The sequence below is a fragment of the Arthrobacter sp. KNU40 genome (assembly GCF_051515115.1).
Taxonomy (GTDB): Bacteria; Actinomycetota; Actinomycetes; order Actinomycetales; family Micrococcaceae; genus Arthrobacter.
The window spans coordinates 1,845,114-1,860,277 of sequence record NZ_CP195850.1; the positions used below are offsets into that span (position 1 = coordinate 1,845,114).

Genomic DNA, 15,164 nt, shown 5'->3' on the forward strand with positions numbered 1-15,164 from the left:
ACATCCCGTCTTTGTTGGTTTGGACTGTAGGTCTAGTCGCAATCGGTGGTCGCTTCGACTTCTCGGATGACCAAGGGAACGAGCTGGGCCTGTAGGCGCGTATGAACGCGTTCGCCCAGAGTCTCATGAGCGAAGTCCCGCCCAGAGCGGCGGAGTATTTCATGTACATATATGCCTTGACAGTTCTGAGCAACTACGTGTGCGTCAACCCTGTTCGAGAGGAAGCCCGATAACTGCCCCTGGCGGATAATGTCAGCGACGAGGTCGAGAACGCGATCACCCTGCGCGGCGTTCTGGGCCCCCAGTTGACTCCCGGCAACGAGAGCGTTCTGAAGGTAACTGGTGACGTTTTCTGGGTCCTGCAGGTAAAACTCGGTCCGAGCGCCGTAGACCGCATAGATCCGATTTACGAAATGGCTGGCTCCCTGGTAATTCGTTTGCGCATCGCGAGCGTCGGCCTCGACAAGTGCGTCGATGTGGCGGTCCATCGTGTCGCCAATGACCAGCAGCAAGAGGTCGTGCTTGCTGTTGAGGTAGCGGAACAGCGTTGCTTCGCCCACTTCCGCCCGCTCGGCAATCTCACGCGTCGTCATCTGGTCATATCCGCGTTCAGCCATCAACTCAATGGCCGCAGTCCGTATTCGTTTGAGGGTCGCTTGGCGTGAACGCTCACGAAGTCCCGTCGGCTTGAGTGACTGGCTCTTGGTCCTGTCCACGCCCACCCCTTACTCGCCTTCACCTAGTCTGCTGATTTCGCCCCTTGGATACGCGACATGTAAAAGCGTTCACAAGGGCAACGGCTTCGCGTTAATGATAGTACCCTTCGATCGAAGTGCACTCTCATTGAAGCATGACCCAAATCACTTTACAAGGTGGCGGCGGCACAGGAGCCCCCGGTGGTCTCGATGCAGCAGGTCGGCAACTGGTGCGGGTCAACTTAGGCGCCGGTCGACGAACTGTTGGATCCTAAGCGGGAGGGCGGGTTTGACTATCCGAGGCTGCCGGATCTGGGATCAGGACGCATGCGGTGCGAGTCGGAGGACTATATCGCAGACAAATTGGGTAGAGCGGCCAACTCAGTGTGTTGATGCCGGTCGGGGAACGTATATTCGGACTCCATGAACGCACATGGCCGCAGGGGCGGGGCGGCGGGTTGTGGAGTGAGCTACAGGCTGGTTAGGGGCGTACCAGGGGAAGAAGTTGGGCATCCAGGCGGGCGCGGACGCGCTCCTCGAGACTTTCGTGGCTAAATCCTCGCACGGAGCGACGAAGTATCTCGTGGACATAAATGCCCTGGCAATTTTGCGCGACCACCTGCGCATCGACCGACGCCAAGAGGTGACCCAACGCCTGGCCCTCCCGGATAATTAGTGCAACTCGCTCGATAACTCGGTCGCCTTGGGCTATGTTTTTCGCACCGAGATCGCTTCCAGCGACAAAGGCGTTCTGCACGTAGCTGGTGACGTTCTCGGGATCTCCCAGGTAGAAGTCGGCGCGTGCTTTATAAAGACCATGAATTCGCTGAAGGAAGCTGCCGGCATCTGCTGGGCCGCCTTTCGCTGTACGAGTATCTTCTCCGATGATGGTGTCGATGTGCTCGTCCATCTTGTCGCCGACTACAAGCAGCAGTAGTTGCTGCTTGCTGTTCACATACCGAAACAGTGTCGCCTCTCCTACTTCAGCGCGCTCCGCTACCTCGCGGGTGGTCATCTGATCATAACCACGCTCGGCGAGTAGCTCGACGGCGGCGGCGCGGATCCTGCCCAGCGTTTCGCGCCGCGACTTCTCCCGAAGGCCAATCGGCGCGCTCTTCGCATCGCGGCCTTTTACTTTGGACATCGGTGCAGCCTCTCCGCCTTGAGCTTGGTTCTGTTTACTTGTCGCTCACCTTAGTCGACCCCGTACTCGACACCAAAAAGTCCCCACCGAGTGGCTGAAGTGTGGCGAAATGGCTTGGTGGGGACATGTGCCGGGCAAGCCAGGCCGTGAGGCAACGAAGCACATCGACAAGCGTGAAGTAGCGGCTGGTGACCGCGAGGCCGGTCTTGAATGTCGAAAGTGGGTCGCATGAACCATTGTCAGGAAAGCCGGATTATGGTTATCTTGATAGTATGCTCCGAATGGAGCTAACTCTCAAGATAGGAGTGACAGTGCAAATTCATCCGGAAGCCTCCTCGGGATCGGTCATCGTAGACGGTGTCGAAGTGTTCTTTCATGACACGGGTGTGCCCGGCGATGGACGCTCCACGATCGCGTTGATTCACGGCACCGGCGGTTCGACTGAGTTGCACTTCTCGACGCTATTTCCGATGCTCGCTGCTCGTCACCGCGTAATCGGAATCGATCTACAGGCAGAGAAGGGCACTGTGGAGCTGGGCGACTTGGTCGCGCAGGCGGCCGCTGTGCTAAGGGAGCGTATGGGGCGACGGGCCGTCGCGCTGGTCGGGTACTCCTTGGGCGCAGTCGTGGCCGCCCGTCTGGTAGCGGGAGATGAGCATCATGTCGACAGCCTGGTCCTGGTAGCGGGTTGGATCACAACGGATGCCCAGCAACGACTGCGCAACAACATCTGGCGACGGCTCTACGACAGCGATCAACCGGCGCTCAAAGAGTACATGACCTTTACGTCGTATGGCTCGCGGTTCCTGGCGACCCGCTCCGAAAAGGAGGTGGCCGCGCTAATTGATAGGCGCAAGCTGACGGCGTCGCTCCCCGCAATGATGGAGCTCAACCGGCGTATTGACATCGCCTCGACGGTTGAGGCAATTGCTGCACCAACGCTGATAGTGGGAGCCACGTACGATCAGTCGGTGCCGATCCGGCACAGTCATCAACTTTTCGGTGCCATTGACAATGCACGGTTCGTCGAGATTTCTACCGGCCATGCTGTACCCACAGAGAACCCCGCACAGCTTTTCAAGCTCATCGATGACTTCGTCACCGCTCCCGCCTCTCACCCAGCCGGCACCGTCCTGCCATCGATCCCAGTCTGATCCAGAAAGCGATGAACACCATGGAAACCGCAAAGACATATAGCTCTGCAACTGCCCCTACTGACGTCGACGTACTTATCATCGGCGCAGGTTTTGGTGGCATCGGCATGGGAGTTAACCTCAAGCGGCGCGGCGTGCGCTCTTTCGTCATTATCGAGCGTGCGTCCGATGTGGGCGGCACTTGGTGGTACAACACCTATCCGGGGGCTGCCTGCGACGTCCCGTCCCACCTATATTCCTTCTCGTTTCGGCTCAACCCAAATTGGTCACGTACTTTTGCGACACAGTCTGAGATCTTGCACTACATGCGCGACACCGCGCGCACGGAAGGCCTGCTCGACCACATTAGGTTCGGGACGGAGATGCTCACGGCGCGGTGGAATACTGAAGGTAGTGTCTGGGAGGTAGAAACGACGGCTGGTCAGTACCGCGCTAAAGCTGTCGTTTCGGCAGTGGGCCACCTCTCGGAGCCTCGATTGCCAGACATCGAAGGTATTGAAAGCTTTGCCGGTGAGCTCTTCCACTCCGCGAGATGGGACCACGGCCTCGACCTCACGGGCAAGCGAATTGGTGTCATTGGGTCCGGAGCCACCAGCATCCAGGTGGTCCCCGAGCTAGCCAAGGTTGCTCAGGAATTGGTGGTCTTTCAGCGGAGCGCGCCGTACGTCACGCCACGCCCTGATCGTGCATACACCGCTACGGAGAAGCGCATGTTCGCTCGCCTCCCGCAAACGATGCACGACGAGCGGGACGCGTTTTTCTGGGCGAACGAGGAACGCTACACGCAGCGGCGGGGAGCGCCGGCGCTCGTCAAGGCGGCGGCCGACGTTGCCCTAGCGCACTTGCGACGACAGGTCCGCGACCCCGCGTTGGCCCTTAAGCTCACCCCTGACTATACATTCGGTTGCAAACGCGTACTGAAGTCGGACGACTACTACCCGACGTTCAACCGAAGCAACGTCCACCTTGAAACTCACTCCATCGCAAGGATCAGCCCAACTGGCATCGAGACCGAGTCTGGAGCCAGCCACGATCTCGATGTGATCATTTTCTGCACCGGATTCGAAGCAACCGACCTACCCATAGCGCACCAGATTTTCGGCCGGAATGGGACCAGCCTAAGCGACCGATGGTCGGGAGGCATGCAAGCATATGCCACCATGGCAGTTCCCACATTCCCGAATCTCTGGATCATCAACGGTCCGAATACCGGGCTCGGCCACAACTCGGCCGTGTACATAGCGGAATCGCAAATTGAACACATCATGGGAGCGCTGGAACACATTGCTTCTGGTGTTGACCCGCTGGAAGCATCCGAGGCCGCGGAAGAGCGGTTCATGGATCTGGTCGAGCACACCGCGGAGGGGACAGTCTGGCTCGACGGCAGCTGCGACAGCTGGTATGTCGATCCGCGCAACGGTCGCCTGACCACTCTCTGGCCCGACTACGCGCACACTTTCCGTGCTGTAAATGGTCACTTCGACCCGCAACCCTATGGGGCAGAGCAACGAACGCTTGCAGAGAGCCGGCCATGAGGGCCACGACAAATGTCGAACGAGTAGGAGCGTCATGAAAACAAAAGAACAGGACGACGGGCTCGCGGCCATCTTCGGGGCCGCAGGTGGTATTGGACTCGCGGTGGCCAGGGAGTTCGCGTCGCACGGGATGGATCTTGCGCTTGCCGACCAAGACTCTGAACAGGTAAACACGATAGGCCAGCAGCTAGCTGATGAGTTCGGTGTCCGCATCCTCGCGCGAGGGTTTGACGCCCGTGACCGCCGGGCCGTGCGTTCCATGCTTGAGGTTGCGGCAAGTGAGTTTGGCAGTTTGACGTCCGTTGTCGACCTCGTTGGCGTCGCGCCTGTCTGCCACTTCTTGGATCTGTCCGACGAGGCTTGGCGCACCTGCCTGGACATCAACCTCACCAGTGCGTTTGTCATCGGTCAGGAAGCGGCGCGGCTTATGGTCGACCAGGGTGGGGGGAGCATTGTGTTTACGTCCTCCACCTCGGCTCACATCGCGCACGGGCGCCAGACAGCCTATTCGGTGAGCAAGTCCGGCGTCGAGGCGCTGGTACGGAACATGGCCGTCGATCTGGGACCGCACAACGTTCGGGTCAATGCCATAGCTCCCGGGACGATCATGACAGCGCTGAACTTGCAGGCGGTAACAGTTGAGGAGCGGCAGGAGCGGCTCAAGCGGATACCTTTGGGCCGTTTCGGCGAGCCGGAAGAAGTGGCCAAGCTCGCCTACTTCCTCGCCTCAGCCGCTGCATCCTTCGTGTCCGGAGAATCCGTTCGCGTGGATGCTGGCTTTCTCGTCACAGGCATTATGTAGCCGGGGCCTTGGCCATATCAGTAAGCCCTCGGTTCCAGTGTGGAAGCACTGGAAGCGAGGGCTTACCGTGTCTGCCGGCTCCTTCGCGACAAGGCCATGGGCCGGCTATGTTCAGCCCTCCAAATGCCCGAATACGTCTCCCAGGAGGTCCCGGCCTAGGGACTCAGTGATGGGGCGTGCCCTATCAGTCGCCTTAGGTAGAGCTGCCCGTTATGGCGGTCCTGACATTGTCGACATCGATTTCGGTCTTCAGCTCGCCATTGGCAATACCGTGTTGGAGAACGTCCTTTGCCGCCTGACGACGGACCTTCGAGAACGTTTGGAGAAAGCTCTCGCGCAGCATCCGCACTGATTCAGCGGAGGAGCGGGCCCTGTCCTCGAAGAAATGCCGCACGTTGTCAATATGGACGTGAAAGTCGTGCTTCACGCTCCTTTCTCGGGCGAATCCGTGAGATTCTAGCAATCCACTAACCCGTCGTGGTCACTTATGTGGGGACCAGCGACAGATAGTGCCCTTGCTAATTCCAGAGCGTTCAGCGATGGATTCGGACGCTTAGTCGTGCGTGGCCGACATCGCGCACCGTAGAAACTGTCGCCGCAAAATTTGGTCTCCCAGTGCGGTCCCGTCGAGGGTGAGTGAACGCGGCTAATCACCTCGTTTTTCTGGCATCTCCGACACGGCTACTACACCACGGCAGCCTGGCTCTGGGCGATCAGGCAGTTGAAGCGTGAGGCGGGTAGGCACAAAAATGCTCGATCGCAAGGCGGCGGGCGAGCGAGGTGAGAGCGGAAGTTCCGCACTGGTCCAAGCGCTCTTATTGGTGAGGTGAAGACTCGGCCTGTTCTGTAGAGAAAGCGAGCACTTCTCGACCCGTGTTGAGGCGCCGAAAGGTGCGTGCTTCGGCTCTCAGGCCACAATTCCAGTATCTACGCCCCCAAGGCTCGTTTTTGCTGCCTCATCACTAATAGAGGCACGGACTCGGAAGAACCATGGCACGTGCTCGGAGACGCAGATGCACGTGGGATACATATAGTTGCAGAATCGGCATCACGGCTGGACGAGGCCCCCGTGTAGAAGGTCGTAAATACTCCCTCGTATTCCCCCTCAAAAAATACTTCAGTTTCGCATCTGGCTCTCTTTGTAAGGACAGGTTTATGAGCTCTTTTTCCCACCGCAGACATGTCGCAGCTGTTCTCAGCGCCGCAGTCCTGACCGTATCCATGGGTGCATGTGCGCCCACACCCACGGCTGAATCCGTTTCCTCAAAATCGGGCGTCAAAGCCGCTGCTGCCGAGCGCAAGACGGTGAACGACGTCATCGAGGCCGGTGATATCAGCAAGTATTGTGGCGGCAGTCCCGTCAAGATCGGGGTTAGCCTGCCGCAGGGGCCAGTTAACTGGTCCGTTGAGGCGTTGGCGCTTGTCAAGAAAGAAGCTGCGAAATGTCCGAACATCGAAGTGCTAAGCACGTTTGCCGATGGTGATCCGCAGAAAGCAGTTTCCAATATCAATTCGCTGCTTTCACGCGGCGTCAAGGCAATCATCGCTGAGCCGGTAAGCGGAGAGGCGGAGCTTCCGGTATATCGTAAAGCGGTCAAGGCTGGGGTGCCTGTCGTCACATTCGTTGCTGAATCTGGTGGCACAAACGGAGTCGACGTCACCGATCACGTTGGTCCGGACTTTGACTTGGTTGTCGCCAAGTGGTTTGAATGGCTGGACGCCCATGTGGGTTCCGGCAAGCTCGTCTATCTCGGGGGTGTGCCCGGCGCCCCGATTACCCGCTTGTGGTTCAATGCCGTCAAGAAGCAGTTGGAAACGCGACCCCAGTACGAGCTCGTCGAGCCCAACCCCATCGACACGGACTGGGACAGCGGCAAGCGCAAGACCGCCATGGCTGCCCTCTTGGCGAAGCACGGGCGCATCGACATCGTGATGGATGAGGCCAACCAGTCTGATCGGGGAACTCTCGACGCGTACTTGGAAGCCGGGCTCAAGCTCCCGGCGATAGCCGGTGTGGCCGAGTCCAATGCAATGGGCTGTTTTTGGCAGGAAAATCAGTGGGATTGGACCTCTACCGGTGGAACCCAGGCGTTGGCGGTAGTCGCGTTGCGTAAGGCTCTCGCCGCAGCAAATGGCATCGAGGACCCGGAAGCCTCGCGGATCGTCCTGCCCCTCACGGTTGAAACCCCGGGCGGAAGTAATCCGCAATGCGACCAATCGATGCCGGGAGACTCAGACCCCAGTGTTCCGCTAACCAAGGACGAGCGTAAAGCGGCTTTCTCGTGACAGTGCAACACAAGGACGGTTTTGAGACAGATGAAGGTCTCGCTTCACCGGCACTCCTTCGAATAGATGGGATCGGTAAGTCGTTCCCGGGGGTGCGTGCTCTCGAGAATGTCTCAATCGAGGTCGCTGCCGGGGAAGTTCATGGAATAGTGGGGGAGAACGGAGCAGGCAAATCGACCCTTATGGCCATCGCGTCAGGGGCTCTAGGGCCTGATGAAGGCTCTGTGATGATCGCAGGCCAATTTCTGGAACGAGCAGACCCCGAACTCGCTCGGCACCTGGGGATTTCCGTCGTTCATCAGGAGCCGGCCCTGCTTCCGGACTTGACTGTTGCGGAGAACATTTGGCTTGGCGTGGGGCAAGACAATCGGCCGTCGCTTGCGCGAGTTGTGCCTTGGGCCGAGTCCGTACTGGATCGCTGGGGTACCCAGCGTTCGTTTAGTGCCACCGCCCGAGTGAATCGACTGGACACGCACGAACGATTCATCGTTGAAGTTTCCAGGGCATTCGCGCAGGAGCCGAAGGTCCTCGTGCTAGACGAACCGACCGAACACTTGCAGCCTGAAGAAGTCGAGGTCCTTTTCGATCTTATACGGGAACACGTCAAGTCCGGCCACAGCGTTGTTTACATTTCACACCGGATTCAGGAGATCAAACGGATCGCTAATCGCATTAGCGTCCTCCGCGGAGGAACAGGTCAGGGAACCTATGAGTCCGACTCGTTGACCGAGGCCGAAATTGTCTCACTAATTGTCGGACGTCGCCTAGACGCCGTGTTTCCGCCGAAGGGTCCCAGCAGCTCCTACAGCCCGGTCGTTCTTCGAACGGTCAATTTCAGCGGTGAGCATTTCGTGGACGTGAGCATCGAGGCCAGGGCAGGCCAGATTATCGGGCTTGCCGGTATCGAAGGTAATGGTCAGCGAGATTTCATGCGTGCCCTAGCAGGGCTGGAGACTGGACGCGGCACCGTCGAGGTCTCGTCTCAACGCGTCCAGCCTGGATCGCGGGACGCCGGGATCGCATTCGTTCCTTCAGATCGTCACAGTGAAGGGATTATCTCCGGACTGAGTGTGAGGGAAAATGCCACGGCAAGGCACCTAAAGCGCCTTGCTCCTCACGGCTGGCTCTCCGGTTCCCGTGAAGACGTACTCACGGATCGGATAATAGGCGAATTTGATGTCAAGACTCCCAGCGGTGAAACTGACATTTCATCGTTGTCCGGGGGGAACCAGCAGAAGGTCGTTATAGGTTCAGTGCTCGAGACTGACAATGCGGTGATACTGGTGGACGAGCCTACTCAAGGCGTTGACATAGGCGCACGTTCGGAGATCTACGCGGCTCTTCGGCGCGCAGCGGACGCCGGCGTAACGGTCCTCGTGCTGTCGAGCGATGCGCGCGAACTCGCCGGCCTCGCCGACACGGTGCTCGTCTTCTCAAGAGGCAGCGTTATTGAGTCCCTAACGGGCGACGACGTGAATGAGGGGTCCATAACTGCTCGTGCGCTCCATTCGACATCCACTCGTTCGCGTAAAGAAAGTAAACATAAGAAGTTGTCGGTGTGGCTTTCCGGGGACCTGGCCCCGGGGGTGGTCGTCGGAACATTGCTCCTGGTGGTTGGTACCATCACGACCCTAGCTGTCCCATCGTTCCTGAGTCCTTTCAACATACAGGGATTGCTCGTCATCACCACGATCCTGGGGTTCGCAGCGGTGGGGCAGGTATTCGTTCTGCTGACCGGTGGCATCGACATATCCGTCGGCCCACTAATGAGTACCGTGACGGTGGTTAGCTCGTTCTACCTTGTCAACCAGGTGAATCCCATCTGGCATGTTCTGGGAGTCGCGCTTGTGCTTGTGGTGTGCCTCGGAGTGGGCTTCGTCAACTGGGCGCTTATAGATGTAGTCAAGTTGTCACCGATTATCGCCACATTGGCTACCTTCATGGCCCTTCAGGGCTTGGCGCTAGTCCTGCGCCCGGCACCGGGTGGAGCCATCAGCACAGGGATCGTTACGAGTATTCAGAGCGCGGTAGGCTCAATTCCAGTTGCGTTTGTCGTGCTAGTCGTCGTAGCACTAAGTGCTGACTATCTGCTGCGTCGCAGGAGCCTGGGTGTGGCGCTTCGTGCTGTCGGTTCGCACCCCGGGCGTGCCCGTCTTAACGGACTGAATCCAGTCCGTGTGCGCTTGGCTGCGTATCTGGTCTGCAGTTCCTTAGCCGGCGTCGGCGGGCTCATCTTGGTCACACAGACGGGTGTCGGCGACGCGACGTCGGGCAATCTCTTTACTCTGGCGAGCATAGCTGCAGCGGTTGTCGGCGGCGCCAGCTGTTTCGGTGGTAGGGGTCTATTTATCGGTGGGGTACTCGGGGCACTGCTGGTCCAGGGGATCAGTTCGGCAACCACCATTCTTGATGTCTCGACGGCTTGGCAGTACGTTGCGGTAGGCGTCCTGACTTTCTTTGCCGTTTGTGCATATTCACTGGGTCGGGCTCGTGTCGCGGTGAGTGGATGATGCGTGACGCGATGACGACTACCAAGTCCCCGAAGGCAACCGAAACTCGGCTCGTCACGAAGAAAGGGCGAGCCGCGAACCGCACTTGGGTGCCAGTGACGGTCGCCACAGTTCTACTGTTCATAGTGACGTGGGTCGCCGTCCCAGAGGCGTTGACCCGTACTTCACTCGCTGCCATGCTTCCCCTGGCGGCGGTGATGGCCCTCGCGGGGGTAGGCCAGACGATGGTCGTGCAGCTGCGAGGCATCGACCTCTCAACGGGTGGAATGATCACTCTTGCAGGCACTATGACGGCTGTGTTGGGCACAAGAATGCCATTGTTAGCGACTCTGGCTCTCGTCCTCATAGCATCCGTTGCAGTAGGAATATTGAACGGCTGGTTGATTGCCCGGATGTCGGTAACACCGTTGATTGCCACGCTGTCGATGGCCTCAGTCCTGACAGGTGTAGTCTGGTTGGTCAGTGACGGCGGAACGGCGCCAGCACCAAAGGCCCTTGTCGAATTAGTCGATGCGAGGTTCTTGGGGCTTCCAATGATCGCGTGGATCTCCGTGGTCGTTGTTGTAATTTTCGCCGTCCTTCTGAAGTTCTCCGTCTTCGGACGATCTCTCACGATCAGTGGGGCATCGGAGCGGGCCGCGCGGGTAGTAGGTGTAAAGCCATTTCGGTACACGCTGGCCGCTTATACAGCCTCGGCAGTACTTTCCGGTCTCGGGGGAGTGCTCTTGGTGGCGTACCTGCGGAACAGTTCGTTGTCGATGGGCAGTGGCTACCAATTGTCCGTAGTCGCCGCTGTAGTCGTTGGCGGGACGTCATTGTTAGGCGGCCGGGGCAGTGTTGTGGCCACGGCGATCGGATCAGTATTCTTATCTCAGCTGGTCCAGACTGCCATGACGCTCGGCGCACCCAGTTCGTTGCAGCTCCTCCTTCAGAGCGCGGCAATCGCGATAGCGGCAGCCGTCGGGGTCGGCCCATTGCGCCGACCTCTAACTGCAACGATGGCGCGGATGAGACGCCTGAGACGTGGCGCCGAAACCGCAAGTGAGTCAGAGTAAGGGATGCTCGCGGTTGCTAGAGTGCTCGACAGAGTCTGATGTGCGGCTCTGTATGCCGGCGGTGAGGCTGGGGGCGGGGAAGAGCCAAACCACAACCTGGAAGGGCGGCAGCAATTGTTGCCTCAGAATCCGCCGCAGAGTTGTCAGTCGTTGGTATCCGTGAGGCGCGAGTAATTAGGCCCTTCACCGCGGCAGTTCGCGATGGAGCTCATCCCCGTATTGGTCTCAATCATGCTTTCGATGCACCGCCCGCCTCTTATGGAGTGGGCGGTGCAATTGGTTGGGCCCCCGTTGGTAGTCCAGCGTCTATGCGACAGGTAGTGGCGTGCTTCAGTTTTGTTTGATGGTTTCGAGGGCAACGAGGCCGCGGGCGACTTTTTTGAGGATTGAGTCTGCGCTTGCGGTCCAGACCAGGGGCTTGGGTTCGGTGTTGGGCAGCGAGGTATTCCTCGATCTTGTCGATGAGATCCGGCACGGAATGGAAAGCGCGGCGTCGCAGGGCCGTGTCCGTCAGCTCCCGAAACCAGGGTTCGACGGGGTTGAGCCACGATGAGGAGGTAGGGGTGCAGTGCAGCTGGAAGCGGGGATTTTTCGCCAGTCAGGCCAACACGTCCGGGTGCTTGTGAGTGGCGTGCCGCTGTTTGGGCATGCATGAACCGATAACCTTCCCGGTCGCCATGTCCAGGGCCGCAAACAGTGTTGTCGCGCCGTGGCGTTTGTAGACATGGGTCATCGTCTCTGCCCTGCCCTTCTTCATGGGTAGGGAGGGCTGGGTGCGGTCCAGCGTCTGGATGGAGGAATATTCATCCATGCGCAACACGATCGCTTTCTCCGGAGGGTTCACATATGGACCGACCGCGTCGATGAGCTTTCCTCAAACGTCGAGTCATTGGAGAGCTTGAACGAGTCCACGAGATGCGGCTTCGGGACTGCCCCCGGTTTTGTTGACTCCTTGACCTGGCGAGCTGGTGCTCGTGGAAGGGTGTTGACCATGCCCACGGCTTATGGTGCGCAGTTCCGCCAGGATGTAATTGATGTCGCCCGCAAGGGCGAAGCGCCGCTGGCGCAGATTGCAAAGGATTTCGGGCTTTCGGTCACGACGCTCAAACGCTGGATTGCCATCGCCGAACGTAAGGAGACCGGGACCGGGCCGGCAACGGCAGAGTCGGCCGAGATGCGGGAGCTGAAGAAGCGCAACCGCCTGTTGGAGCAGGAGAATGAAATTCTGCGCAGGGCTGCTACCTATCCGGCAAGGGACTCCAACCCAAAATGATCTACCCGCTGGTCGCGGATTTTGCCGCAGACGGTGTTCCCGTGGCGGTGACCTGCAGGGTGTTGAAGTTCAGCAAGCAAGGCTATTACCGGTGGAGAGCCAGCCCAGTGACGGACCGGGACTGGGAGGATGCGCACCTGATCAACGCCGCCCTGGACATCCACGACGACGATCTCGCCTTCGGATACCGTTTCATCGCCAACGAACTCCCCGAGAAGGGCATCCTGGCGGGCGAGAACGGGGTCCAGCGCTTGTGCCGGGACCACGGCATCTGGTTCGTGTCCTCCAAGAAGCGTGGCCTGACCCGGACCACCGGTCCACGATGACCTGGTGGAGCGGGACTTCACCGCCCAGGCGCCGAACGAGCTGTGGCTGACCGACATCACTGAGCACCCACTGCCGAGGGGAAGCTCTACCTCTGCGCGGTCAAGGACGCCTATTCCGCGAGGATCGTCGGGTACTCGATGGACTCGCGGATGAAATCCTCGTTGGCGGTAGCCGCACTGGAGAACGCAGTGCGCTCACGCCGCCCGGCCGGAACGGTGGTGCATTCGGATCGTGGATCCCAAGTCGGTCCCGCTGCATTGTCGAATTGCTCGGCATAGCGGGCTGATCGGCTCTGTGGGCCGGGTGGGCGCGTGCCTCTTAACCGGCTAATCGGTTGTTTCGGAGCGGTTCTGCCGCAGAAGAACGTCCTGGACCGTCAGCGGTGGCTCACACGCCAGGAGCTGCGGCTTGCCATCACGACCTGGATCGAAAGGACCTACCGCCGCGGGCGACGGCAAAGACGCCTCGGAAAACTCATGCCAATCGAATATGAAACAATCAACCGGACCGCTCTCCTAGCGGCCTAAGACCCCGAGTCAACAAAAGCCGGGGGAGTCCCTTCAGGCCCCGGGCGTCCCAGACACGCTGGACCTGCGCCGGGGACACCCTACCTTCGCCGCCATGGAGCGCTCGGACCAATTCGTTTGCCCAACACGGTTGGAATTCCTTGTCGAACGCAGAGTCTGTGACTTGGCCTCCACCCCTTACCGGTCCAACGACCTCACCCGCGCCGCCGGCGCATTCGATAGGTCCACGGCCGACCCGTAATGCTTCAAGGCCGCTGGCCCCGATCTCCCTGGCTGACACTTAGCAGCTCTCTTGACCGGACTCCCAGTTCGACGTCAGTGTTCCGCGCCGTGGCCGAAACATGCACCTCGCAGTTTTCAATAGCCGGTGGAAATGAGGAGCGGACGCCGTTACGGGCCAGCCGTCGAGATCGACCATTTTGGAACTTCCGCACCGCGACTCGCCTGAGAAATCCAGTTCGACGAGCATATAGGCGCGTTGACATTGGTGCTTGCGAATGTGATCTGCGGCATGTTTCAATGATAGTGCACTTCGATCGAAGTGCACTACCAATTACTAGTGCCCACACTGCCGCGCCGAAGACTCGCAGGCAGCGGCGAAGTCCCCACCATGTCTACGGCAGAAAAGGAAGAAACGTGAAGATTCGTCAGTGGAGTTGTGATGTATAACCCTCGCCTGGGTCGGCTCGCCATCGCCGCAGCCGGTGTTCTGGTAGCACTGTCAATGTCAGCATGTTCGGCGGAGTCGGTGGCAACCAGCGCACCTCAAGGCTCATCGAACTTCAAATTGCCCGAGTCCGCACAAAAGCTTCTTGACGAGGCCATGGCGGCGCCCCCGGCTTGGAAGCCGCCGGCCTCTTCGCCGACACCCGCGAAGGGAAAGTTCGTTGTCAGCATGCCGTGCGCCCAGGCAGCAGTTACCTGCGCTCGTATCTCCGATGCGTTCGTTGCAGCCGCGAAGGCTCTCGGTTGGCGAACTGAGACGATTGACCCGCAGGGCGATCCCTTGAAGATGCAGGCCGCGGTCCAATCCGCGATTACTCAGGGAGCAAGTGGCATGTTTGCCGGGGCTTCGGCTGAACAGATCGGACCGGCACTTCTCGCGAAGGCCCGCGAAGCTGGCATCGTGATGATGAACTTCGGTGGGGACAACGACCCGACTGGACCAGCCGGCTGGAGTGCGACGATGAACGTCGACTTCGGCCCGCCAGCCCCCGCGCTTGCCGCGTATGTGGCCAAGGCCAGCAACGGAGGCGCCCACGTCCTGGTCCTGGACAATTCGGAGTACGACATTGTTCACAACGGCGTCACGTCCTTTAAGCAGGCCCTCGAACAGGACTGCCCATCCTGCAATGTTGTTGACGTCATGGACACTGCAGTCGCAGACATGGACCAGTCATTGACTGCTCGCGTTCAGGCTGAGTTGCAGGCACATCCTGAGATCAACTACATAAATGTAACGATCGATGCGATCGGTTCGGAGGCGGCCACGGCCATCCAGCAACTGGGACTCGCCGGCAAGGTCAAGCTCGTCGGTACGGACGGATTGCCGCAGACCATGCAATTCGTCGACCAGGGAGTCCAGGCTGCTACCTACGCTCGCTCGTGGGACCTCATGGGATGGGGGGTCGCAGATGAGATGAATCGGATATTCAACCAAGAGCCGGTGGCGAAGGACTCGCGCGGTTTTGTTACCGAAAACTACCCGACCCAGTTGATTGACAAGAGCAATCTCCCTGCCGATATTACTAAGAACTGGTCTGGCGGAGCCGCCTACGAGGCCATGTACCGGAACCTATGGGGCGTGAAGTAACACCCTCAAAGGAGGAGGTCAGTTTTCCCGGCTCGGCCTCCTC

General features: G+C 59.3%; 10 protein-coding genes and 2 pseudogenes. 8 read left to right on the forward strand and 4 right to left on the reverse strand.

Going from position 1 to position 15,164, the window contains the following annotated elements; translation table 11 throughout:
* Positions 1-32 precede the first annotated feature (32 nt).
* Both ACSKT0_RS08660 and ACSKT0_RS08665 read right to left on the reverse strand, forming a co-directional pair.
* On the reverse strand, positions 33-716 hold the full coding sequence (locus tag ACSKT0_RS08660; protein WP_437773355.1) for a TetR/AcrR family transcriptional regulator: 684 nt from the start codon (positions 714-716) through the stop codon (positions 33-35).
* Positions 717-1,176: 460 nt separating this feature from the next.
* Positions 1,177-1,839, reverse strand: coding sequence for a TetR/AcrR family transcriptional regulator (locus tag ACSKT0_RS08665; protein WP_437773356.1), 663 nt, complete (start codon positions 1,837-1,839; stop codon positions 1,177-1,179).
* A gap of 311 nt (positions 1,840-2,150) precedes the next feature.
* On the opposite strand from ACSKT0_RS08665, the gene ACSKT0_RS08670 reads away from it, so the two are divergent.
* From ACSKT0_RS08670 to ACSKT0_RS08680, 3 genes are read left to right on the forward strand one after another with little or no spacing between them, the layout of a single operon-like run.
* Positions 2,151-2,993: an alpha/beta fold hydrolase gene (locus tag ACSKT0_RS08670; protein ID WP_437773357.1), complete on the forward strand. Its 843-nt coding sequence runs from the start codon at positions 2,151-2,153 to the stop codon at positions 2,991-2,993.
* An 11-nt stretch (positions 2,994-3,004) separates the two neighbouring features.
* Positions 3,005-4,528, forward strand: coding sequence for a flavin-containing monooxygenase (locus ACSKT0_RS08675; protein ID WP_437773358.1), 1,524 nt, complete (start codon positions 3,005-3,007; stop codon positions 4,526-4,528).
* A 34-nt stretch (positions 4,529-4,562) separates the two neighbouring features.
* Positions 4,563-5,330, forward strand: a complete 768-nt coding sequence (locus tag ACSKT0_RS08680; RefSeq protein WP_437773359.1) for an SDR family NAD(P)-dependent oxidoreductase — start codon at positions 4,563-4,565, stop codon at positions 5,328-5,330.
* 193 nt (positions 5,331-5,523) lie between these two features.
* Here the strand turns inward: ACSKT0_RS08680 and ACSKT0_RS08685 are convergent, their stop codons facing one another.
* A complete protein-coding gene (locus ACSKT0_RS08685) occupies positions 5,524-5,757 on the reverse strand; it encodes a hypothetical protein (RefSeq protein WP_437773360.1) in 234 nt (77 codons plus the stop codon).
* Between the two features lie 728 nt (positions 5,758-6,485).
* Here ACSKT0_RS08685 and ACSKT0_RS08690 point away from each other — a divergent pair.
* Genes ACSKT0_RS08690 through ACSKT0_RS08700 form a run of 3 tightly spaced genes read left to right on the forward strand, consistent with a single transcriptional unit; the run spans position 6,486 to position 11,181 of the window.
* Entirely contained in the window at positions 6,486-7,616 is a 1,131-nt protein-coding gene (locus ACSKT0_RS08690; protein ID WP_437773361.1) for a substrate-binding domain-containing protein, read from the forward strand.
* Positions 7,613-10,126 carry an ATP-binding cassette domain-containing protein gene (locus ACSKT0_RS08695; protein ID WP_437773362.1) on the forward strand — a complete coding sequence of 838 codons (2,514 nt, stop codon included), beginning with the start codon at positions 7,613-7,615 and terminating at the stop codon, positions 10,124-10,126. Before ACSKT0_RS08690 ends, ACSKT0_RS08695 begins: the two co-directional genes overlap by 4 nt.
* 11 nt (positions 10,127-10,137) lie before the next feature.
* Positions 10,138-11,181 (forward strand): ABC transporter permease, encoded by a 1,044-nt coding sequence (locus ACSKT0_RS08700; RefSeq protein WP_437773363.1) that lies wholly within the window; start codon positions 10,138-10,140, stop codon positions 11,179-11,181.
* 330 nt (positions 11,182-11,511) lie between these two features.
* On the opposite strand, the pseudogene ACSKT0_RS08705 reads toward ACSKT0_RS08700, so the two are convergent.
* A pseudogene (locus ACSKT0_RS08705) lies at positions 11,512-12,105 on the reverse strand (transposase); the annotation flags it as partial.
* A 67-nt stretch (positions 12,106-12,172) separates the two neighbouring features.
* Here ACSKT0_RS08705 and ACSKT0_RS08710 point away from each other — a divergent pair.
* Both ACSKT0_RS08710 and ACSKT0_RS08715 read left to right on the forward strand, forming a co-directional pair.
* A pseudogene (locus ACSKT0_RS08710) lies at positions 12,173-13,308 on the forward strand (IS3 family transposase).
* Between the two features lie 661 nt (positions 13,309-13,969).
* Positions 13,970-15,121, forward strand: a complete 1,152-nt coding sequence (locus tag ACSKT0_RS08715; protein WP_437773364.1) for a sugar ABC transporter substrate-binding protein — start codon at positions 13,970-13,972, stop codon at positions 15,119-15,121.
* The last annotated feature ends 43 nt before the right edge of the window (positions 15,122-15,164 follow it).